This window comes from Burkholderia sp. MS455, from assembly GCF_016899445.1.
Classification (GTDB): Bacteria; Pseudomonadota; Gammaproteobacteria; order Burkholderiales; family Burkholderiaceae; genus Burkholderia; species Burkholderia pyrrocinia_C.
Map to the genome: position 1 here is coordinate 583110 of NZ_CP041777.1, position 21004 is coordinate 604113.

A 21004-nucleotide genomic window follows, 5' to 3' on the forward strand; every position below is an offset into this window, starting at 1 on the left:
ATTCCCTTGTTATCGATCGATCAATAATCTTGACGGCAATGCGGCGGCTTCCGTTTCGCCGCGACGGCAATCGCAACGCCCGCCCGACGAACGGGCACCCGACATCTCTTTCCAAGGAGTCGACCATGTCAGCAGAATCCACCCCGCTCGCGCCCCACGGGCACACGGCCAAGCTTACGCAGGGCCTCATCCTGCTGTTCGCGTTCAGTTGCGGCGCGATCGTCGCGAACCTGTACTACGCGCAACCGATCACCGAACTCATCGCGCCGAGCCTGCACATGTCCGGCGAAACCGCGAGCCTCATCGTATCGCTGACCCAGATCGGCTACGCGCTCGGCCTGTTCTTCATCGTGCCGCTCGGCGACCTGCTCGAGAACCGCAAGCTGATGATCGTCACGGCCGTCGTGTCGATCGCGAGCCTCGCTGCCGCCGCGGTCGTCCAGACGCCCGGGCTGTTCCTCGCGATTTCGCTGCTGGTCGGCTTCAGCTCGGTTGCCGTGCAGATCCTGGTGCCGCTCGCCGCGCACCTCGCGCCGGATCATTCGCGCGGCCGCGTGGTCGGCACGATCATGAGCGGGCTGCTGCTCGGCATCCTGCTCGCGCGCCCGCTGTCGAGCGTGGTGGCCGACGCGTTCGGCTGGCGCTTCGTGTTCGCGGCCGCCGCCGTGCTGATGACGCTCGTGACGGCCGTGCTCGCGCTGACGATTCCGTCGCGCCAGCCCGATCATCGCGCGACCTACTTCGAGCTGATCGGCTCGCTGCTGCATCTGGTCCGCACGATGCCGGTGCTGCGCCATCGCGCGTTCTACCAGGGCCTGATGTTCGCGTCGTTCAGCCTGTTCTGGACCGCCGTGCCGGTCGAGCTGACGCGTCACTTCGGGCTGTCGCAGTCGGCCATCGGCCTGTTCGCGCTCGTCGGCGCAATCGGCGCGACGTCGGCACCGGTCGCGGGCCGCCTCGCGGATGCCGGCCATACCGTGCGGGCGACGCTGATCGCGCTGGTCGCCGGCGCCCTGTCGTACGCGGTCGCGCTGATCCATGGCGCCGGCCTGTATGGGCTGGTCGTCACGGGTATCGTGCTCGATTTCGCGGTGCAGATGAACATGGTGCTCGGCCAGCGCGAGATCTACGCGCTGCACGCGGCGAGCCGCAACCGCCTGAACGCGCTGTACATGACGAGCATCTTCGTCGGCGGCGCCATCGGCTCCGCGCTCGCGAGCCCGCTGTACGAGCATGGCGGCTGGCCGCTCGTCGCCGCCGTCGCCGGCGCGTTCCCGATCGTCGCGCTCGCACACTACCTCGCGATCGGGCGTCCGCACGCGGAACGCCACGCACGGACCTGAACCGGCGCCGGCACCGGTTCACGCGCGAATCCCGCCCGGGCCGTTCGCGCGCCGGAACGCTGCCGGCACGTCACCCGCGTCACTCCCGAACTTTCCGCAGGGCCCGCCGTTGCGCCGGTCGCAACCGGACGCTATCGCACGATAAGCGGCGCCGCCCTGCTCCACGCAAAAGGAATCCATCATGTCTTCCCTGCTCAGCCACTACGATCTGCGCGGCCTGCCGCTTCCCAACCGTGTCGTGATGGGGCCGATGACGCGTTCGCGCGCGCCGTCGCGCGGCCAGCCGACCGAGCTCATGGCCGAGTACTACGCGCAGCGCGCGTCCGCCGGCCTGATCGTGACCGAAGCGACCAACGTCAGCCCGGCCTCCGCGTCGTTCGAACTGACGCCGGGGCTCGTCACCGACGAACAGGCGGCCGGCTGGAAGCAGATCACGGACGCGGTCCACGCGAACGGCGGCCGGATCTTCGCGCAGCTGTGGCACGGCGGCCGGGTCAGCTCGCTGACGCTGCTCGGCGGCGATGCGCCGCTGTCGCCGTCCGGCGTCAACGACGATCTCGAGCAATTGCAGGTGTGGGCGCAGTTGCAGAACGGCTATTACACGAAGATTCACGCGACACCGTCGCGCGCGATGACGACGGACGAAGTCGCCGGGACGGTCGACGAATTCCGCCAGGCGGCCATCCGCGCGATGGCGGCCGGCTTCGACGGCGTCGAGATCCACGCGGCCAACGGCTACCTGCCGCACCAGTTCCTGTCGTCGACGCTGAACCGCCGCGACGACCGTTACGGCGGTTCGGTCGCGAACCGCGCGCGCTTCCTCGAGGAAATCGTCGACGCGGTCGGCGGCGTGATGCCGCTCGACCGCGTGGGCGTGCGCATCTCGCCGTACGCGAAGTACAACAACGTGCGCGACGCGGATCCGGACGCGACGTACGCGTATGTCGGCCGCATGCTCGACGAAGCCGGCGTCGCCTATCTGCACGCGGCCGACACCAACGGCTGGAGCGGCGAGCCCGACCTGCCGCGCATCGTCGAAAACACGCGCAAGACCTTCGGCGGCACGCTGATCGTCAACGGCGGCATCGCGCCGGACGCCGCGAACGCGCTGATCGATGCCGGCGACGCCGATCTCGTCGCGTTTGCGCGCGCGTACATCGCGAACCCCGATCTCGTCGAGCGCATCGCGGCGAATGCGCCGCTCGCCGCGCCGAAGCCGGTCGGCTGGTATGGCGGCGACCGCGCGGGATACGTCGACTATGCGCGTCACGACGCGGCCAGCCGGGCGGCCTGAGCCTCGCTCCGGCGGCGGCCCGATGCAGCCTCGCTCAGGCCGTCGCCGATCGTGGTCGAACCCGTCGGTCGGACCCGCTCACGCGTCGTTCCAGCGCGCGCCCAGCACGCGTCCGCAGAAGTTCGGCCGGTGAAAATCCGGATCGGCGCGCTCGAGCACGTCGGCGCTCCACGTGCCGAACGTCGACGCCGGCCGGTGCGCGACCCCGCGGGCGATCGCATCGAGGAACGCGTCGCCGAACCCGTCGCCGCGCGGGTACGCGGCGAGCAGCGCCCGCCGCGCGTCGACCGAATACGCATCGACGCCGGTTGCCATCAGGTCGGTCGATATGGCGGACGCCAGCACGCGCGCAAGCGGCGACACGCGCGCGGCCACACCGGGCGTCGTGTGCAGCGCGATCGCGTGCCACACGTCGTCGCGCATGCGCTGCGGCGTCCGATGGCGCAGCAGGAACGCCTGCGCGGCATCGGCGCTGTCGATCTCGTAGCGCTCGGTCGAGCGGCAATACGCGGTGCTCAAGCCCATGTTCGCGTACATCGCGGCCACGTACAGCGTATCGGCATCGCAGGTCTCGCTTGCACGTCGCGCGGCAAGCGACGCGAGAACGAACACCCGGCGCGCGTGGTCGGTAATCACCCGCGGCAGCGACGCGCATGCCGCTTCGGCGGCTTCGATCGCCATCGGCGTCCGGGGAATGCGGACGCCGGCGACTTCGTCATGGGCCGATGCGCACGTGTGCGCAGAATTCATCTCGTCTCCTTCTGCCCCGCGCCGGGGCGGGAAATTGTCCATTCATCGCGCGGCACGCGCCGGGGTCGCCGGCCTGCCCGCTGAGCGACGCCATCCTAAAAGACGACACCGGGTTGACCGAATGCTTCGCACTGCTTGACGGACTCTGTCGCGGCCGCATGCAGGCACTGCGCGAAACGACGCCCGTAACCGCGCACGGAACCGGCATCCGGGCCAGCGTCGGCCGCCGCACGCGGCTGTGCCGGCGCGGCCGGACGACGCTGGCCGAATCCGCCGACACCGCCGAATTCGGCCACCGGCGACCACGCGGGGCGGACCGCCAGCGGCGGCGGCGCAAGCGGCGCGAACTCGTCGTCAGCATGCACGACCTTGCCGCCGACGACCGTCAGCACCGACGAAAGGAACTTGATCCGCGCCTCGTCGATCGTGAAGTAGTCGTCCGTCAGCACCGCGAAATCCGCGTACTGGCCGGGCACCAGCGCGCCCTTGCGGTCGTCCTCGTTCGAGAACCATGCGCTGCCGACCGTGTAGCGGCGCAGCGCTTCCATCCGGCTGAGCCGGTTGCGTTCGGGATAGAGCGCCGTGCCGCCGACCGTGCGCCCGGACACCATCCAGTACAGCGACACGAACGGGTTGTAGCTCGCGATGCGCGTCGCATCGGTGCCCGCGCCGACCGGCAGCCCGGCCGCCAGCATCGCGCGGATCGGCGGCGTGCGCGCGGCCGCTTCCGCGCCGTAGCGTGCAATGAAGTACTCGCCCTGGAACGCCATCCGGTGCTGGACCGTCACGCCGCCGCCGAGCGCGGCGATGCGCGCGATGTTCGCATCCGAAATCGTCTCGCAGTGATCGAAGAACCAGCGCAGCCCGTCGAACGGGATGTCGCGGTTCACGGCTTCGAGCACGTTCAGGAAACGGCCGATCGATTCGTCGTAGGTCGCGTGTAGCCGGAACGGCCAGCGGTGCCGCACCAGCAGCCGGACCACCGCGGCCAGTTCGGCCTCGAGCGCCGCGGGCAGATCGGGGCGCGGTTCGAGAAAATTCCCGAAATCGGCTGCCGAATACACCAGCAGTTCGCCGGCGCCGTTCATCCGCAGGAACCCGTCGCCGTCGCCGGGCCGCGCCAGCGTCACCCATCGCGCGTAGTCGTCGAGTTCCTGTCCGGCATGCTGCACGAACAGGCTGTAGGCGATGCGCACCGTCAGTTCGCCGCGCTTCGCGAGCGCCATGATCGCGCCATAGTCGTCCGGATAGGCCTGGAAATCGCCGCCCGCGTCGATCGCGCTCGTCACGCCGAGGCGGTTCAGTTCGCGCAGGAAGTGCCGCATCGAATTCATCTGCTCGTCGTAGCCGAGCTTCGGGCCCTTCTCGAGCGCCGCATGCAGGATGCCCATGTCCGGGCGCGCGATCAGCATGCCGGTCGGCCTGCCGAGGCGATCGCGCTGGATCTCGCCGCCGGGCGGATCGGACGTATCGCGGCCATAGCCGATCGCGCGCAGCGCGGCCGCGTTCAGCAGCGCGCTGTCGCCCAGGTGCATGATGAAGACCGGCGTGTCGGGCGCGATCGCGTTGAGTTCGGCCGCCGTCGGCCCGCGCTTTTCCGCGAACTGGAATTCGGTCCAGCCGCCGACGACGCGCACCCACTGCGGCGCAGGCGTGCGCAGCACCTGGCGACGCAGCATGCAGAGCGCATCGGCGAGCGTCGGCACGCCGTCCCAGCGCAGTTCCAGGTTGAAGTTCAGGCCGCCGCGGATCACGTGCAGGTGCGAATCGTTCAGCCCCGGGATCACGGTGCGGCCGTTCAGGTCGATGCGCAGCGTGTCGGCGCGCGCATGGCGCATCACCTCGTGCCCGCTGCCGGTCGCGAGGATCCGGCCGTCCTTCACCGCGAGCGCGGTCACGAACGACTGCCGGTCGTCCTGCGTCGCGATCTTGCCGTTGCATACGATGAGGTCCGCCGTTTCGGCGGATTCCGTCGCCTTAAGCACCGTCCGGCCTCCTGTTTGCGCCGAAAGCCGGCACACGGCCGCACGCGGCATGCACCCGGATTGACGATACACGGACCATCCACTTCCCCTTGAACGTTGATCGATCGGACCGGCAGGCGGCGGCGCGATGGCGCGGCTGCGTCCTGCGCGGGCCGGGCGCGCCGTTACGCCACCTGCTGCATCGCATCCGCCGCCTCATGCCGCATCCGCGTACGGCCCGTCGACGGCGTCGTCTCCGGCCGGACGAAGTTCTGCACGCGCGCCAGCCGGCGCACGTCGAACGCACGCGATTGCGGATCGAAATGCCCTGACAGACCGGCCAGCAGCGACGAAGCCTGCCCGGTCCGTCCGCGCTCGATCAGGTGATCCGCGAGATCGAGCGTGCCGCGCAGCGCCCACATGGCTGCCCCTTGCCCGTTCGCGGTATGAATCCCCATCAGCAGATGACGGTGCCCGTCGGCTTCGCACGCGATCGCGAGGTCCGCATCGGCGGTGCGTGCCTGTTCGAGCATCGCCAGCCCCCTGGCGCGCAGCAGCTCGGGCACGAACAGATGCTCGCCGTGCGTGCGGCAGCGCGCGAGCGTCGCATCGAGCTTCGTGCATGCCTCGGCCGCGCGGCCCGTGCGCGTCAGCGCTTCCGCGTACGCGACGATCAGCGGCGCGAGCGCGCGCTGAAAGCCGCTCGCTTCGATGCGCCGCAGCGCGGGCTCGAGCCGCGCGAGACCGGCACCGGGGTGCCCGGTCTGCATGTCGAACTGCCCGGCAAGGCATTCCGCATGGCTGAGCCAGATGTCGAACCCGTTCGCCTCTGCGGTCGATCGCAGCGTCCCGAGATAATCGGAAATCACGTCGTGATCGCCATAGCGCAATGCAATCGGCACGGCCGCGGCGCCGAGCACCACGCACAATGCCGGCGCCGAACCGCTGCGGCGCGCGCATTCGACCGCCTGCGCCGCCAGCCGCATCGCATATTCCGGGTCGCCCTGCATCCACACGAGCCGCGTCAGCATCGTCCGGCCGAGCGTCGCGACGTCGACCCCCAGCGCCGCTTCTGCGCAGGACGGTTCGCCGACCTCGGCCAGTTCGGCCATCGCCGCCTCCAGCCGCTCGCGCGCCTGCGCATGCTCGCCGAAGTAATGCAGCGAGGTCGCGACCATCGCGTTCGCCAGCAGCCGCTGCGACCGGTCGCCCCGCCGCTCCGCGGCGCGCTCGAAGCGCGTCGCGTAGCGCAGCGATTCGTGGATGTCGGAGCGCGTCAGCATCGTGTTCCACAGCCCGACCAGCGCGCGCGCGTCGAACGCCTCGTCGCCGATCCGGCCCGCGAGACCGAGCGTCCGGTCCCACATCGCCGCGGCCGTGTGCGTATCGCCATCGGTATGCAGCAGCGCCGCCGCATAGGCCGCGCGCAAGCGCATTTCGCGCGCCGCATCGATGCCCTCGGCCGCCCCGGCCTCGATTGCGTCGAGCGCTCGCCTCGCCGGTATCGAACATTCGCGCATCCGCGCCGGCTCCCGCAACGCGAGCGTCAGCGCGTCCACTTCCAGCGCGTGCGGCTCGGCCGCCGCGGGTTCGCGCGGCGCCGGCTCGCCCGCGGCGAGACGCAGGCTCGCGAGGTCCGCGGCTTGTGCGTGCGTCAGCATCCGCGCTTCCCCCTGCTCGCGTTCGTAGCGCGCATGACGCTCGGCGACGGCTTCGAATTCGCCCTCGTTGTGCAGTTTCTCGAGCGCATACGCGCGCGTCGATTCCGTCAACCGGTAGCGCGCCTGCGCGCCGTCGAACTCGACGGTCACCAGCGACTTCGCGACCAGTTCGCCGAGCACCGCGATCATCGCGGCGGCCGACATGCCGGGATCCATCGCCACCTCGCGGGCCGCATCGAACTTAAACGGGCCGATGAAGCACGCCATGCGACGAAACAGCGACCGGGCGGCCGCATCCAGCAGCACGTAGCTCCAGTCGAACGTCGCTCGCAGCGTCTGGTGGCGCGGCAGCGCCGAGCGCAGCCCGCCCGTCAGCAGGTTCAGCCGGTCGTCGAGTCGCGACGCGACGACCTCGAGCCCGAGCGTCGCGACGCGCGCGGCGGCCAGCTCGATCGCCAGCGGCAGCCCGTCGAGACGCCGGCAGATGTCGCCGATCAGCCTGACGCCGGCCGCGTCGACCTCGCAATCGGGCGTGGCGGCGCGAATCCGCGCCAGAAACAGCTCGACGGCCGAATGGCGCACGATCTCGTCGACCGACTCACTGCCGTCCGGCACCGCCAGCGGGGCCACGCGAAACACGGCTTCGACCGAGATATGAAGCGGCTCGCGGCTCGTCACCAGCACGCGCAGCGGCGCGGCGCGCGACGTCAGCGTTTCGACGAGGTCGGCCACCAGGTCGACGACGTGCTCCGCGTTGTCGAGCACGAGCAGGCCGCGTGAAGCGGCGCATGCGTCGCCGATACGGTCGGCGGCAGGCACGCCGTCCGTCTCGAGCCCGAGTTCCGCGGCAATCGCGAGCAGCACGTCGTCGCGCGTCGCGGCACTGGCCAGTTCCACGAACAGGCCACGCTCGCCGGACCGGCCGCGCAGCTCGTGCGCGACGCGGTTGGCCAGGCTGGTCTTGCCGATGCCGCCCGCGCCGACCAGCGTGACGACCGGCGCACGTCCGATCATGTCGACGATCTGCTCGATCTCGGCCTGACGCCCGACCAGCGGAACCGGATGAAAGGCAGCGGCAACCTCGGGCGGACATTCGGCCGCGCGCGGCGCCGCCGAGTGCGCGACCGGCGGCTGCGCGATCAGCAGGTAGCCGCGGCCCGGCACCGTCTTGATCAGGTCGCGATTCGCGCCCAGTGCCTTGCGCAACGTCGCGACATGAACCTGCAGCCGGTTTTCCTCGACGATCAGGCCCGGCCAGACGGCATCCATGATGTCGTCCTTCGACACGACGGAACCGTTCGCGCGATGCAGTACTTCAAGGATGTCGAGCGCGCGTGCGCCGATACGCAGCGACGCGCCGTGATGGCGAATGTCGCGCTGCTCGAAATCCACCGACAAATTCCCGATCTGGATCATGGCCGCCTCCAGGTTCCCCACGATGACCGCCATGTGAACACGGCAGTTCACCGGGGCGGGAGCGCACACCCGGCCAGCCCTGCAGGCCGGGCGCAAAATCTCAAAAAGTGGGCCGAGTGTAAACGCCGTATAAACAAAAATCTTGAAGGAAAATGCACTGGCCCTTGCCGCGGCGACACACAATCGACCGCACGCCGCACGATTACAAATAGGGCGGCATCAATCGGAATAGCGCCTTCGCGTGCTGGCCCGGCCTGTGCGGCACGGATCGGTCCCGGCAAGCATTTCGTCAGCCAGTGGACATTTATTCAAGTTATCTTGGGGCTGCCGGGCGCGCACCGTATAAACTGCGCGTAAAAATGCTCGCGCGCCGCCCCCAACCGAAGGATTGTTCCGCCATGCCAGATCTCCACGTCGCACCACCCGCGACGCCGCCGAAAGACACGCTCGGATGCATCTCGAGCCTGCTATCCAAGGATATTGAAAGGTCGGTCGGCGGCCTGACGCTCCACCGCAAATGCATGCGCGACGAGCAATTCGAGCGCATCGAGATGGCGGCCAGCGATCGCGGCTTCCTGATCGGCGTGTCGCTGAATGGCGGGCACCGGCGCACGATCTACGGCGGGGCCGGCAAATCCGAGCGGCGGTTTCAGCACAACTCGATCTACATTCGCGACTTTTCCCGGAATTTCCGCGCCGACCTGTACGGCAAATTCGACTTCGTGCTCGTCGAGCTGTCGCGCAGCTACCTCGATCGCCTCGGCCGCGAGCACGGCGGAACGGAAATCGGCGGCCTGACCTGCGCGCCCGACGTGCAGGACGCGGTGCTGGGCCATCTCGCGCACGCCGTCGCCAACAGCCTCGACGCGCCGGGCGCGCTGAACACGCTGTTCGTCGAGCAGATGGGGCTCGCGATCGGCACGCATCTCGCATGCCGCTACGGCAATGCGCACGCGCGCGACCTGCAGCGCAAGGGCCTGCTGTCGCCGGCCAAGGCGGCGCTCGCCAAGGAACTCCTGATGGAAAAGGCGAACCTCGGCGTGTCGATCGAGGAAGTGGCCACCGAATGCGATCTGTCGCGCGGCTATTTCATCCGCGCGTTCTCGCGCACGACGGGGCGCACGCCGCATCAATGGCTGCTCGAACAGCGCGTGATCCGCGCCCGGCAACTGATCGAGACGACCGACATGACGCTCGCGGAAATCGCGGCCGCCTGCGGCTTCGCGGACCAGAGCCACCTGAACCGCGTGTTCGTGCGCATCGTCGGCCATCCGCCGGGCGCATGGCGGCGCGAACTGTCGCGCTGAAACGGCCGCCGCGCGCGCGCCATGCTCGTCATTGAAGCGGCGTCGCGTCGTAATTGACCGGCACCCAGTCGTACTGCTCCCCGTCCCTGCGCAGATGCCCGAGCCCGGGAAACGCGATGTGCGCGGCACCGACCAGATAACGCTTGTCCGCGACGCGCTTCAGCGTATCGCGCCGGGTGCGGCGCGCCGCGTCGGCATCGCTGTCGTACTGGACGGTCGCGTCCGGATCCTGCAACTGGATCGCCGCGACGTGCACGATGTCGCCCCACGCGAGCAGTCCGGCGTCGCCGCTCTCGATCAGATAGGCCGTATGGCCCGGCGTATGGCCGGGCATCGGCACCGCGCGAATGCCGGGGGCGAGCGTCGCTTCGCCGCGAAACGTCTTGAAGCGTCCGGCCGCGACGTACGGCGCGACCGACGCGGCCGCCGCATCGAAAAACGACGCCAGGAACGCCGGCGCCTGTGCCTTGTTGTCCGGATCGAGCCAGTAATTCGCTTCGATCTCGTTCACGCGAACGACCGCGTTCGGAAAGGTCATCCTGCCGTTCGACGCAATGCCGCCGACGTGATCCTTGTGCAGGTGCGTGAGCAACACTTCGTCGATCTGCTCCGGCGCATAGCCTGCCGCGCGCAGGTTCGCGAGCAGCTTGCCGCAGCAGTCGCCATACAGCACGCCGGCGCCCGTATCGACGAGAATCCGCTTCGATCCCGTATCGACCAGGAACGCGTTGATCGAACCTTGGACGGGCGGCTCCAGAAACTCGCGATCGAGATCGCGCCGGATGTCGTCCTTCGACACATCGCGGAAGACCGTATCGACCGGAAACGGATGCGTGCCGTCGGACAGCGCGACGATCCGAAGGTTGCCGAGCTTCTGCCGATAGAAGCCGGGGGCCTGGTTCCCGCCGCCCGGCTCGCCGGCCAACGCGACCGATGCGACGATGCCGGCGCACCACGCGATGAGCAGCATGCGGCCCGAGCGCGCCGCGCGCGTGCGCCAGTTCAAGTTCTTCATGTCCGCTCCCCGGTTGCGTATCGACGTGGCGCGCGCCGGCTTGCCGGTCCAGCCGGCATGGATGCGCGCGACACCGAGCTTACCGGCCGGATTCGCAATAGTCCTGAGCGGGACATGAATCGTTCTGAAGGCCGGCCCTCGGCGGCGCCGGCCCGGATTCAGGCGGCCCGGTCACGCGCGTGCTGCGCGGCAATCAACGCATCGCGAAAGACGGCGGCCGGCTGCGCGCCGCTGACGACCGACAGCCCGATGCGCGTCGACGGCACCGACGCGACGCCTTCGCGCACCGCCTGCGCCTCGAGCGCGACCACCGCATCGAGCCCTTCGCCGGACGCCAGGAACGCACGCACCGCGTCGCCCGGCAAACCGGCGCCGGCCGCTATCTCGACCAGCACGTCCGCGTCGCCGATATCGCGGCCGTCGCGGAAATACGCGGCAAACAGCGCGTCGACGAGCGCGACCGCACTGCCGCGTTGTTGAGCGAACCAGACGAGCCGGTGTGCAAGCCGCGTGTTCGGCGTGCGTGCGATCCGCGCATGATCGAACACGAGGCCGGCCGCCCGGCCGGCTTCGGCCACATGCGCGTCGAGTGCCTGCGAGCGCGCCCAGCTGCCGAACTTCGCGCTCCGGTACGCCTTGCGGTCCATGCCGCCGGCCGGCATCGACGGGTTCAGTTCGAACGGCACGAACCGGACGCTCACGTTGCCGGTCACGCCGGCTTCGTCAAGCGCCTCCGCGAGCCGGTGCTCCGCGATCCAGCACCACGGGCAGATGAGGTCGTAGGTCACCGTTACTTCGAGGGGTTTCATCGCAGGCTCCTTCCTGTACATTGCAGTCCGGAAGATAGCGCGTGCGGGCCGACGATAGAATGCGAACGGCACGCAATGCATCGTTGCGATACGCACAAAGGCACGAAGACACGAAGTCACAAAGGCGACGACATGGACAAATTCTCCGCGCTGCGCGCGTTCGTGGAAGTAGCGGAAGCCGGCGGCTTCTCGAGCGCGGGACGGCGTCTCGAACTCGCGGCGTCGTCGGTGGTGCGCGCGGTGGATGCGCTCGAGGCGTCGCTCGGCACCGTGCTGCTGAACCGCACGACGCGACAGGTCACGCTGTCCGATGCCGGCTCCGTGTACTACGCACGCGCGAAGCGGCTGCTCGAGGAACTCGCGGAAGCCGACGCACTGGTTTCCGATCGCGGCGACGAACCGTCCGGACCGCTGCGCGTGTCGGTGCCGGTCGCGTACGGCGTGCGCCGCATCGCGCCGCACGTCGCGGCATTTCTCGCACGCTATCCGAAGCTCGACCTCGACCTGCAGCTCACCGACGAACGCGTCGATCTCGTCGCCGGCCGGATCGACGTCGCGATCCGGCTCGGTGAAGCGGCGCCGTCCGCGGAAGTCGTCGCGCGGCAGCTCGGCACGTTCCAGCGCTATGTCGTCGCGAGCCACGACTACCTCGACGCGCACGGCACGCCATCGGTGCCGGGCGAGCTGGTCGATCACGGGTGTCTGCGCTTTCACTTCGGCGGCGACCAGCAGGCGTGGACGTTTGCCGATGCGCACGGCACGACGAAAGTGCTGGTCGCCGGGCGCCTGAAGTCGAATCACAGCGAGGTGTTGCGCGATGCCGTGCTCGACGGCGCCGGCATCGCGCTGCTGCCCGACTGGCTGGTCGACGCCGACGTCCAGTCGGGCCGCCTGCGCAGGCTCTTCGAACAGTACGACGTCACGCCCGATGCGGCGCGCTCGGTCGTCACCGCGCTCTACCTGCCGAATCAGCGCGGCTCGAAGCGCGTCACGGCGTTCATCGATTTTGTCGAGGCGCTGGCGCGCACGCAGCAGTGAGCCGGCGGCGCGCCGCGCCGCATTACCAGCCGAACTTCGCTTCCATGCCGACATAGTCGGCATTGCGCGCACCGAGCGCGCGAATCGAGTTGGCGACCTGGAAGTGCACGGCCTCGACGGCCAGCGCCACGTTCGCATTGACGAGCCAGTCCACGCGGGCCTGCGCATACATACCCGTCCACGAACCGCCCTTGCCGGCCGTGCCCGGCACCGCCGACATCCCTTGCCCGTAGATCGCGTCGGCCGTCGTCTCGCGCCACTGGAAACCGACCGCGGTCAGCACCGTCACGGTGCTGGCCGGCTTGAACGTCAGCGAAGGCTTCACGTGAATCAGGTTGCTGTAGCCGGTGTAGCCGGCGAGCGTGAAGTAATAGCCGTTCGGAAACAGCGGGTTGAAGGTGCCCATGCGCCCGTCGCCGGGATGCTTGTCGCCCGACGCGCCGTCGACCTGGATGCCGATGCGCGGCGTGCCCGCCGTCTTCGTGAACGTGTAGCCGCCCAGCGCGCCGAACGCCCACGCACCGATCGTGTCCTGTCCGATGTGCCCCGTCTGGAGCATCGCCTCGACGTCCCAGTCGAGCCGGCCGGATTTGCCCGCGTAGCGCATGTCGAACACGTCGCGCCGCTCGGTGCCGGCTCCGGCGAGATAACGCGCGTTGTCGCGCGTATAGCGCGACCAGTAGGCCGACAGGTCGCCGGGGCCCGTGCCGCTGCGCTCGACGCGCACGCCGTCGAATCTCAGGTGCCGGTTCGACACGTCGTCGAACACCGCGTCGTTGCGATATTGCACCGGGCGCGTCACATAGCCGATCAGCCGCCATTTGCCGATTTCGTAGTTTGCCCACAGCGCGTCGAACGCCTGGCGCACGTTCGGCCCGTCGCGCACCGACACGAACCGCTGCAAGTCGAACGCCATCTCCTGCCGGCCGATGCGCGCCTTGAACGTGCCGCCGCCCACCTGGTCGACATACGCAACGAACGCCTGCTCGATATCGAGCTGATCCTTGTCGACGGGGCCGACCGTATCCTTGCCGAACGGCCGCGCATCGACGAACTGGACGAACGCCTGGAAATGCCCGGCATAACGCAGATCCGCGTGCACCGTCGCGCGCTGGATCACGTAATTGTCGTCATGCGCGGCGCCGAGCCCGAACAGCGGCGCATTGTTCAGCTCGAAGCGCTCGCGCAGGTTCGCGCCGAGCGACAGGTAGGTCGACGGGTCGCCGCCCAGCGGGATGTACTTCAGCGCATCGAGCGGCTTGCGCGGCACGCACGGATCCGCGAGTACCGACCAGTCTTCCTGCCAGCGGTTGAACAACAACGTGGGACGCTTTGCGGTGCACGTCGCGCCGGCGGTCGAGGCCGGCGCCGCGGCATCGGCCGCCGCGGCTTCCTCGGCGCCGGCCGCCGTCCCGGCGTACGTCGCGACGCCGCCCGCCAGCACGGCGGCCGGCAGCACGCGCCGCCACGCCCGTCTCATCGGCCGGCGGTCCATCATTTCGACCGCGCGTGGATCTCGGCGACGTAGCCGCCCGGGAACTGCACGAGCGCCGCATCGCGCCCGTCCGACGTGAAGGTCGGCACCAGCACGGTCACGCCCGCGGCCTGCGCCTGCTTCAATGTCGCGGCCAGATCCTGCACTTCGTAGCCGGTCATCTCGCGGCCGAACGGGTAAGGCAGATGGCCGTCAGTAGCCAGCACGGTCATCTTGCCGAAGCCCGACTCGATGCGGATGCGGCGATACGTGTCGTTCGGCCGGCCGATCTCGACGCCCGGCGCCTTGCGCACGTCGGACACGACCTTGCCGCGCGAGAACGCGACGAAGTCGTGCACCAGCTTGCTCGCGCTTTCCGGCGACACGTACACGCGGTTTTCCGGCACCGTCTGCAGCGGGTCATACTTCGGCGCCTGGGTGTGCCAGTACAGCTGCATGTTCACGCCGCCCGGCCAGCGGACGATCGCGTCGCGGCCGATCGGGTCGGGGAACGTGTCGACGATCACGTCCGCGCCGTGCGCGCGCGCCGACTTCACCGCGACGTCCATGTCGGTGACGAGATAGCCGGTGCGCTCCTCGCAGAACGGATACGGGATCGGCGTCTTGAAGCCGAACACCGAGACCGTGCCGACCGGCGTCAGCACCAGCTGCGACATCGTCTGGCTCGGCGTCGGCGTGACCTGGAACACACCCTGCTGCGACTTCTTGCCGCCGAACGTCGCGACGAAGCTGTCGGTGAAGCGGTCGAAATCTTCCGGCGCGACGCACACGTGCGTCGTGTCGTATTGCGGGCCGACCGCGACGGCCGGCACACGCGCGGACGAGGACTGGAGCAGGCGCGTCTCGTCGGCATGGGCCGGCGCGGTCGCCAGCAAAGCGCCGAGCACGGCCGTCGACGCGGCCGTCATCCGCAATACCTGTCGCAACTTCAGTGCAATCATCGAATTCTCCTTGAAAGTGGCAAGCGCAGCCGTATGCTGCGCGCGCATTCAGCGTGACGTCGGCCCCGCGTCGGGCCGACCGGATTGATAGGCGAGGAAGCACAGCGCCGCGAGCGGCAGCGCCAGCGCCCAGAAGGCGGCGAACACATAAGCCGCCGCCCCCGCGCCGGCCCCGAGCGCAAAGCCCGCGACCGGCGGCAGCGTGCGCCGCAGCCGTGCCCGCGCGGCGTCCCGTTCGGCAGGAGCTGCGAGCGGCACGAGCCAGTCGAACGCATCGATCACCGCCTGCGTGACATTGCCCGTCATCACCGTGTTGGCGACGACCGAGCGGGCCGTCAGCCGGCCGTGCGCGTTCTGGACGCCCATCGCCGCGGCGCCGAGCAGGCCGCACAGGATCGTCCTCGGCGCGTCGGCGTCGGCGATCGGCGATGCCATCACGCCGGCCAGCATGAACCCGGCCAGCAGCACGGCCTGCAGCGCATACAGCGAACGTGCGCGCACGCCATGGCCCAGCGCGCGCATCCGATGGTCGAGCACGCGCGCGCCGACGATGCCGGCGATGAAGGCCGGAAACGCGAGCCACTTGATCACGAGCCCTTGCCCGACGCCGGCCAGCCCCGAACCGATCAGGATGAAGTTGCCGGTGACGTGCGCGGTGAACAGGCCGAACAGCGCGACGAAGCCGAGCGTGTCGACATAACCGGCGATCGACGCGAGAAACACGTCCTCGCCGCGCACGTGATCGGGCGCGGCGGCGGCGCCCGCGGTTACTTGCTGCGAAGGCATGAGCCGGTTTCCTGGAATGTGTCGGCTGCGCCGGCGCCCGCAATGCCGGCGCCCGACGAGATCAGATAAAGCATGTTCCGCTCCGGTTTCGCCGACCGGTCCGGCTTGCCGACTGGCATCCGGCCCGTGCGGCGGTTCGGAAGCTAGAGTAGTGAAGGCCGGCCTAAATGTCTTGGCGGCGGCCTGAAATTTTCTGAATCCGCCGGCTCGAGCGGAGGACGGGGGCGCCGGTCCGGTTCGACGCAGGGAGATCCCGCAAGGAATTCAGCGCCGCAACAAAAGCCGCGCCGCAAACCGTATTCGCGGCCCCGATCGTGCTATTTTTCGATCGATAGTTTAGGCATGCGCGCCATCAGGAGCCGAGGAATGACCGAAAGAAAACGCAGCACGCCGGCCCGCGAGCCCGGGACCGATACCGACGGCAACGCCGTCGCGCCGGGCCGCCGGCTCGCGCCGGAAGCGCGCGAGCGTCAGATCGTCGAGAAGGCGATCGAGCACTTCGCGACGCACGGCTTCTCCGGCAGCACGCGCGAGCTCGCGCGGCAGATCGGTGTCACCCAGCCGCTGCTGTACCGGTACTTTCCGAGCAAGGAAGCGCTGATCGACCGTGTCTACGACGAGATCTACACGTGGGATCCCGACTGGGAAAAGCTGATCTCCGATCGCGCGGTGCCGCTGCAGGAGCGGCTCGTCGCGTTCTACCGCGCGTACGCGCAAACCATCCTGCGGCGCGAATGGATCCGCACCTTCATCTTCGCGGGGCTCAGCCGCGAGGGGTTCAACACGCGCTACCTGTCGCGGCTGCGCGAACGCGTATTCCTGCCGGTGCTGCGCGAGCTGCGGTACGAATACGACATCGCCACGCCTGCGACGGAGGCCCAGCGCAATGCGGAAATCGAACTGGTCTGGAGCCTGCACGCGAGCATCTTCTATTTCGGCGTCCGCAAATGGGTCTACGGCCTGCCGGTGCCCGACGATCTCGACACCGAAATCGAACGGCTGATCGACGCATTCCTGCACGGCACACCCGCCGCGCTGAAGCAGCTCGCGTCGGGCGCGACCGGCCGGCGCCGCCGGCGCGCGTGACGCGGCGTCGGCCGGCGATCGCGCTCGGATCGCGTGCAATCGCGGCGCGACGCTCGACGACGGTCGAATTGGTATCCGGCATTTTTACGCGCTGGCGCCTTCGTGGGTCGTGCCGATCGTCGGACCGCCGTTTGCGGCACGATTCACGCGAGGGTCAGCGGACACCGGCCACCCGGCCAGGGCGCGATCGTGACGAAGCGGTCGATGCCGGCGGTACGCGCCACCAGACGAATTCAGAACAATTTATCCGGCGCACCGCGCGCTTCGCCTATCCTCGACAGGCATTCGCGCCCACGCCTGCCGTGCGCGGGACGAACCGAACAGGGACCGTCACATGACCATCGCCACGCCTTCGATCACCCATCACACCGTCACCGCGAACGGCATCCGCCAGCACTACATCGATGCCGGCAGCGGGCCCGTCGTCGTCCTGCTGCACGGCTTCCCGGAAACCAGCTTCGCGTGGCGCTTCCAGATCCCCGCGCTGGCGCAGCGCTACCGCGTGATCGCGCCCGACCTGCGCGGCTACGGCGAAACCGACAAGCCGGCCGCCGGTTACGACAAACGCAACATGGCGCGCGACCTCGCCGAACTGCTCGACACGCTCGGCATCGGCCGCATCGCGCTCGTCGGGCACGATCGCGGCGCGCGCGTCGCGACGCGTTTCTCGAAAGACTTCCCCGAGCGCGTCGAGCGGCTCGTCGTGATGGACAACGTGCCGACGCGCATCGTCGCGCAGAACATGACCGCGCAAACGGCGCGCGCGTACTGGTTCTTCCTGTTCCACCAGGTGCCGGATTTGCCCGAGGCGTTGATCGCCGGCAAAGAGGCCGAATGGCTGAGCTATTTCTTCTCCGACTGGTGCTACAACCCGCACGCGATCTCCGGCGACGCGTTCGACACGTACGTGCGTGCGTATCGGCGTCCGGGCGCCGTGCGCGGCGCGCTGGCCGACTATCGCGCGAACGCGGAGGACGTGAAGCAGGATCTCGTCGATGCGGACGTCCGGATCGCATGCCCGACCATGGCCATCTGGGGCGAGGATTTTTATGCGGTCGGCAAGATGTTCGACATGAAATCCGTGTGGGAGAGCATGGCGACGAACCTGCGTGCCGAGCCGATCGCGCAGTGCGGGCACTTGCCGCAGGAGGAGCAGCCGGAGCGCGTGAACGCGCTGCTGCTCGACTTCCTGAAGCACTGGGAAGGCTGAACCGCCGCGCGCGACGGATCATCGGGAGGAAGGAACCATGAGCGACGTTTCGGGCCCGCTGGCGGTCGTCATCGGCGGATCGGTGGGCGGCCTTTTCACGGCCACCGCGCTGCGCGCGGCCGGATGGCGCGTCAAGGTCTTCGAGCAATCGCCGAACGACCTCGACAGCCGCGGCGGCGGCATCGTGCTGCAAGCGCCGATCGAACGCGCATTCACGTTCGGCGGCGTGCCCGTGCCGCGCGACGCGGGCGTCGATTCGGTCGACCGGATCTATCTCGACGAGCACAACCGGATCGTGCAACGCCTGCACATGCCGCAAACGCAGACCGCGTGGAACGTGATCTACACGGCCCTGAAGCGCGCGCTGCCGGCCGGCGTCGTGCACGCCGGCGTATCGTTCGAGCGGTTCGCGCAGGAAGGCGACCGCGTGATCGCGCATTTCGCGGACGGCCGCGTCGAGCAGGCCGACCTGCTGGTCGGCGCCGACGGCGGCCGCTCGAACGTCCGCGCGCAACTGCTTCCCGAAACGCGGCCCGCGTACGCGGGTTATGTCGCGTGGCGCGGGCTCGTCGACGAGCACCTGCTTCCCGACACGGTGCTGCGGGTGCTGCGCGACCGCTTCACGTTTCAGCAAGGCGACGCGCATCTGTTCCTGACCTATCTGGTGCCCGGCCGCGACGGCGCGATCGAGCCGGGCAAGCGGCGCGTGAACTGGGTCTGGTACCGGCGGCTCGCAGCGGATCGCCTGCCGTCGCTGTTCCTCGCGCAGGACGGCACGCAGCGCGACGGGTCGCTGCCGCCCGGCGCGATGCGGGACGACAACCGGCTCGAACTCGTGGATGCCGGCCGCCGGATGCTTGCGCCGACGCTCGCCGCGCTCGTCGATGCGACGCAAGCGCCGTTCGCGCAGGCGATCCTGGATCTCGCGGTCGACCGCATGGCTTTCGGCCGCGCGGTGTTGCTCGGCGACGCGGCCTGCCTCGTCCGGCCGCACACGGCCGCCGGCGTCGCGAAAGCGGCTGAGAATGCGGTCGGTCTCGCCGATGCGCTGCGCGGCGTCGTGCACGGCCCCGCGTTCGACGCCGCGCTGTCGCGCTGGGAGGCCCGTCAGCTTGCCGCCAATGCGTCGCTGTCCGAACTCGGCATCTCGCTCGGCACCCGGATCATGGGGCGCGCGTGACCGGCCATCGGATGCGCGGTGCATCGTTCGATCATGCGATGGTCTCCGCCACGTTGCCGTCGACTGGCGAAGCGGCGGCGCAACCTTTTATTTTTCAAGTGCTTGAATCAGGCGCCCGTTTCATTCGAGCGCCGGGACCGGTCATGTACCCGCCGCAAGCAGCGAATTAAACGACGTATCCCAGAACGGCGCGACATTCGCCGGCCCGTCCAGCACGCCGATGCGAGCGAACACATCCGCGACCTGCTGATGCTGCGCCACCACGTCGGGCGTCACCGGCAGCAGCGCATAGTCGTCGCTGCGCTGCTCGAACATCGCGACGAGATCGGCAACCGGCACGCGCGTCTCGCGATTCTGCACGAGCGCATAGTCGCGGAAATGCCCGTTCGCCCACGCATACGCGTGCCGGAACCGCAGCAGCAGATCGCCCGTCGCGGCACGACGGCGCGCATCGTCGAGCGTGCGCGGGTTCGCGTAGACAGGAAAATTGCCCGACAGATAACCCTTCCCCGTCTTCAGCACGCGCGCGCCGTAGCGATTACGCGCGAGCTGGCCGTTGTAGCCGTAGATCGCCCACGCGTCGATGTCGCCGCGATCGTATGCGGACAGACCATCCGTCGGCGACAGGTTGATCGGCTGGATGTCGTCGAAGCTCAGGCCGGCCTCCGCCAGCTGTCGATACAGGAAATAGTGCGACGTCGTCGCGCGCACGTAGCCGACGCGCTTGCCCTTCAGTTCCGCGATGCTGCGGATCGGCGTGTCCTTGCGCGCGAGCGTGACCTGGTTGTTCAGGTCTTCGCGTGCGCGGGAGATGAACCGCACATTGGCCTTCTGCCGCGCGGCGAACACCGCCGGAATTTCGCTACCCGAACCGATATCGAGCGCATCCGCATTGAGCGCCTCGATGTGCAGCACGCCGTTGTTCAGCTCGCGCCATTCGATCCGGTACGGCGTGTCGCCGAGGCCGGCCGCCTGCAGCAGCGCGCGCCAGCCGCCCTTGTAGGTCGCGACGCGCAACGTCGTGCCGGCGAGATCGGCATTGACGGCCGGCGCGGCGAACACGGCCCTTGAGGAAAACGGGGCCAACGGGGCCGACACGACCGCGGCACCGGCGAGCAGCAGGCGGCGGCGCGCCGCCGAAATTGACGACATCGGATGCTCCTGTCAGTCGGATCGGAATCGGATCAGAAGTGAAAACCACCGCATCAATGAAGCACCGGAAACCCGTGGCGTTCGGCCAGCAGTTCGAGGATGCGCCGCGCGTCGGTGACGAAGCGCACGTCGCCGAGCGTCTGCGCGTCGTCGGGCGCCGGCTGGTCGCGGCCGAGCACGAGCACCGGCAGGCCCTGGTGCGCGTCGTCGAGCGCGTCGATCACCGCGTGCCGCGGCCGCTCGAAACCGATTCGCTTCACGTCGATGCGGCCGGCGCGGTCGGGCGCGCTCGCCAGCAGCCCTTCGATCGACAGTCCATGCGGACAGACGAAGCGTCGGCCCGGATGCTTCGGATCGCTAAAGCCCGGTTCCAGCAAAAACAGCACATCGCGACTCATGTCAAACGGCTCCCGTGTTCGTTGTACGACCGGGACGAACGCGCGTATCGGCGCCCTCGTGTTCCCGGAGCATGCCGGCCCGCGACCGGATGCCCGACTCTACCGTCACGCATCGCACTGCCCTACCAACGTTTTGCGAAATCGATATGCGGCCGCGCA

The 21004-nt window shown here is 68.8% G+C and carries 17 protein-coding genes; 7 read left to right on the forward strand and 10 right to left on the reverse strand.

Translation table 11 applies throughout. The annotated features are described in order from the left end of the window. Positions 1-125 precede the first annotated feature (125 nt). Together FPJ27_RS02265 and FPJ27_RS02270 are read left to right on the forward strand one after the other, a co-directional pair. Positions 126-1343: an MFS transporter gene (locus FPJ27_RS02265; RefSeq protein ID WP_072437946.1), complete on the forward strand. Its 1218-nt coding sequence runs from the start codon at positions 126-128 to the stop codon at positions 1341-1343. A gap of 181 nt (positions 1344-1524) precedes the next feature. Beyond that, positions 1525-2637 carry an alkene reductase gene (locus tag FPJ27_RS02270; RefSeq protein WP_204420714.1) on the forward strand — a complete coding sequence of 371 codons (1113 nt, stop codon included), beginning with the start codon at positions 1525-1527 and terminating at the stop codon, positions 2635-2637. A gap of 78 nt (positions 2638-2715) precedes the next feature. On the opposite strand, the gene FPJ27_RS02275 is transcribed toward FPJ27_RS02270, so the two are convergent. From FPJ27_RS02275 to FPJ27_RS02285, 3 genes are all read right to left on the reverse strand, one after another. Continuing rightward, positions 2716-3387: a phosphohydrolase gene (locus FPJ27_RS02275; protein WP_204420715.1), complete on the reverse strand. Its 672-nt coding sequence runs from the start codon at positions 3385-3387 to the stop codon at positions 2716-2718. 95 nt (positions 3388-3482) lie between these two features. Beyond that, positions 3483-5372 carry an amidohydrolase gene (locus FPJ27_RS02280; RefSeq protein ID WP_239483125.1) on the reverse strand — a complete coding sequence of 630 codons (1890 nt, stop codon included), beginning with the start codon at positions 5370-5372 and terminating at the stop codon, positions 3483-3485. Positions 5373-5536: 164 nt separating this feature from the next. Then, complete coding sequence (locus FPJ27_RS02285; RefSeq protein WP_204420716.1) at positions 5537-8428, reverse strand: winged helix-turn-helix domain-containing protein; 2892 nt, start codon at positions 8426-8428, stop codon at positions 5537-5539. Positions 8429-8826: 398 nt separating this feature from the next. Between FPJ27_RS02285 and FPJ27_RS02290 the strand changes: the two genes are divergently transcribed. Then, the gene (locus FPJ27_RS02290) at positions 8827-9735 is read left to right on the forward strand and encodes an AraC family transcriptional regulator (RefSeq protein WP_204420717.1); all 909 of its coding nucleotides are present in this window, start codon (positions 8827-8829) and stop codon (positions 9733-9735) included. A 28-nt stretch (positions 9736-9763) separates the two neighbouring features. Here FPJ27_RS02290 and FPJ27_RS02295 read toward each other — a convergent pair whose 3' ends face one another. Continuing rightward, the gene (locus FPJ27_RS02295) at positions 9764-10750 is read right to left on the reverse strand and encodes an MBL fold metallo-hydrolase (RefSeq protein WP_239483126.1); all 987 of its coding nucleotides are present in this window, start codon (positions 10748-10750) and stop codon (positions 9764-9766) included. A gap of 158 nt (positions 10751-10908) precedes the next feature. Next, entirely contained in the window at positions 10909-11559 is a 651-nt protein-coding gene (locus tag FPJ27_RS02300; protein WP_204420718.1) for a DsbA family oxidoreductase, read from the reverse strand. Positions 11560-11691: 132 nt separating this feature from the next. Here FPJ27_RS02300 and FPJ27_RS02305 point away from each other — a divergent pair, with 132 nt between their 5' ends. Further along, the gene (locus FPJ27_RS02305) at positions 11692-12597 is read left to right on the forward strand and encodes a LysR family transcriptional regulator (RefSeq protein ID WP_204420719.1); all 906 of its coding nucleotides are present in this window, start codon (positions 11692-11694) and stop codon (positions 12595-12597) included. A gap of 22 nt (positions 12598-12619) precedes the next feature. Here FPJ27_RS02305 and FPJ27_RS02310 read toward each other — a convergent pair whose 3' ends face one another. From FPJ27_RS02310 to FPJ27_RS02320, 3 genes are read right to left on the reverse strand one after another with little or no spacing between them, the layout of a single operon-like run. After that, the gene (locus FPJ27_RS02310; protein WP_204420720.1) at positions 12620-14077 is read right to left on the reverse strand and encodes an alginate export family protein; all 1458 of its coding nucleotides are present in this window, start codon (positions 14075-14077) and stop codon (positions 12620-12622) included. A 14-nt stretch (positions 14078-14091) separates the two neighbouring features. After that, positions 14092-15033 carry a glyoxalase gene (locus FPJ27_RS02315; protein ID WP_204420721.1) on the reverse strand — a complete coding sequence of 314 codons (942 nt, stop codon included), beginning with the start codon at positions 15031-15033 and terminating at the stop codon, positions 14092-14094. A gap of 48 nt (positions 15034-15081) precedes the next feature. Next, a complete protein-coding gene (locus FPJ27_RS02320; RefSeq protein ID WP_204420722.1) occupies positions 15082-15819 on the reverse strand; it encodes a YoaK family protein in 738 nt (245 codons plus the stop codon). 366 nt (positions 15820-16185) lie between these two features. Here FPJ27_RS02320 and FPJ27_RS02325 point away from each other — a divergent pair, with 366 nt between their 5' ends. The 3 genes from FPJ27_RS02325 (at position 16186) to FPJ27_RS02335 (ending at position 19295) form a co-directional block, all read left to right on the forward strand. Further along, the gene (locus tag FPJ27_RS02325) at positions 16186-16905 is read left to right on the forward strand and encodes a TetR/AcrR family transcriptional regulator (RefSeq protein ID WP_072437939.1); all 720 of its coding nucleotides are present in this window, start codon (positions 16186-16188) and stop codon (positions 16903-16905) included. Between the two features lie 334 nt (positions 16906-17239). Beyond that, a complete protein-coding gene (locus tag FPJ27_RS02330; protein WP_072437938.1) occupies positions 17240-18115 on the forward strand; it encodes an alpha/beta hydrolase in 876 nt (291 codons plus the stop codon). A gap of 37 nt (positions 18116-18152) precedes the next feature. Continuing rightward, the gene (locus FPJ27_RS02335; protein WP_204420723.1) at positions 18153-19295 is read left to right on the forward strand and encodes an FAD binding domain-containing protein; all 1143 of its coding nucleotides are present in this window, start codon (positions 18153-18155) and stop codon (positions 19293-19295) included. A 141-nt stretch (positions 19296-19436) separates the two neighbouring features. Here FPJ27_RS02335 and FPJ27_RS02340 read toward each other — a convergent pair whose 3' ends face one another. Next, the gene (locus FPJ27_RS02340) at positions 19437-20447 is read right to left on the reverse strand and encodes an ABC transporter substrate-binding protein (protein ID WP_204420724.1); all 1011 of its coding nucleotides are present in this window, start codon (positions 20445-20447) and stop codon (positions 19437-19439) included. A 53-nt stretch (positions 20448-20500) separates the two neighbouring features. Further along, positions 20501-20845, reverse strand: coding sequence for a DUF3088 domain-containing protein (locus FPJ27_RS02345; protein ID WP_072437935.1), 345 nt, complete (start codon positions 20843-20845; stop codon positions 20501-20503). Between the last annotated feature and the right edge of the window lie 159 nt (positions 20846-21004).

Excerpts from the sequence above, each read along its gene's own strand:
- FPJ27_RS02265 (WP_072437946.1), top strand. The coding sequence starts at position 126 with ATGTCAGCAGAATCCACCCCGCTCGCGCCCCACGGGCACACGGCCAAG.
- FPJ27_RS02270 (WP_204420714.1), top strand. The coding sequence starts at position 1,525 with ATGTCTTCCCTGCTCAGCCACTACGATCTGCGCGGCCTGCCGCTTCCC.
- FPJ27_RS02275 (WP_204420715.1), bottom strand. The coding sequence starts at position 3,387 with ATGAATTCTGCGCACACGTGCGCATCGGCCCATGACGAAGTCGCCGGC.
- FPJ27_RS02285 (WP_204420716.1), bottom strand. The coding sequence starts at position 8,428 with ATGATCCAGATCGGGAATTTGTCGGTGGATTTCGAGCAGCGCGACATT.
- FPJ27_RS02290 (WP_204420717.1), top strand. The coding sequence starts at position 8,827 with ATGCCAGATCTCCACGTCGCACCACCCGCGACGCCGCCGAAAGACACG.
- FPJ27_RS02295 (WP_239483126.1), bottom strand. The coding sequence starts at position 10,750 with ATGAAGAACTTGAACTGGCGCACGCGCGCGGCGCGCTCGGGCCGCATG.
- FPJ27_RS02300 (WP_204420718.1), bottom strand. The coding sequence starts at position 11,559 with ATGAAACCCCTCGAAGTAACGGTGACCTACGACCTCATCTGCCCGTGG.
- FPJ27_RS02305 (WP_204420719.1), top strand. The coding sequence starts at position 11,692 with ATGGACAAATTCTCCGCGCTGCGCGCGTTCGTGGAAGTAGCGGAAGCC.
- FPJ27_RS02310 (WP_204420720.1), bottom strand. The coding sequence starts at position 14,077 with ATGAGACGGGCGTGGCGGCGCGTGCTGCCGGCCGCCGTGCTGGCGGGC.
- FPJ27_RS02315 (WP_204420721.1), bottom strand. The coding sequence starts at position 15,033 with ATGATTGCACTGAAGTTGCGACAGGTATTGCGGATGACGGCCGCGTCG.
- FPJ27_RS02320 (WP_204420722.1), bottom strand. The coding sequence starts at position 15,819 with ATGCCTTCGCAGCAAGTAACCGCGGGCGCCGCCGCCGCGCCCGATCAC.
- FPJ27_RS02325 (WP_072437939.1), top strand. The coding sequence starts at position 16,186 with ATGACCGAAAGAAAACGCAGCACGCCGGCCCGCGAGCCCGGGACCGAT.
- FPJ27_RS02330 (WP_072437938.1), top strand. The coding sequence starts at position 17,240 with ATGACCATCGCCACGCCTTCGATCACCCATCACACCGTCACCGCGAAC.
- FPJ27_RS02335 (WP_204420723.1), top strand. The coding sequence starts at position 18,153 with ATGAGCGACGTTTCGGGCCCGCTGGCGGTCGTCATCGGCGGATCGGTG.
- FPJ27_RS02340 (WP_204420724.1), bottom strand. The coding sequence starts at position 20,447 with ATGTCGTCAATTTCGGCGGCGCGCCGCCGCCTGCTGCTCGCCGGTGCC.
- FPJ27_RS02345 (WP_072437935.1), bottom strand. The coding sequence starts at position 20,845 with ATGAGTCGCGATGTGCTGTTTTTGCTGGAACCGGGCTTTAGCGATCCG.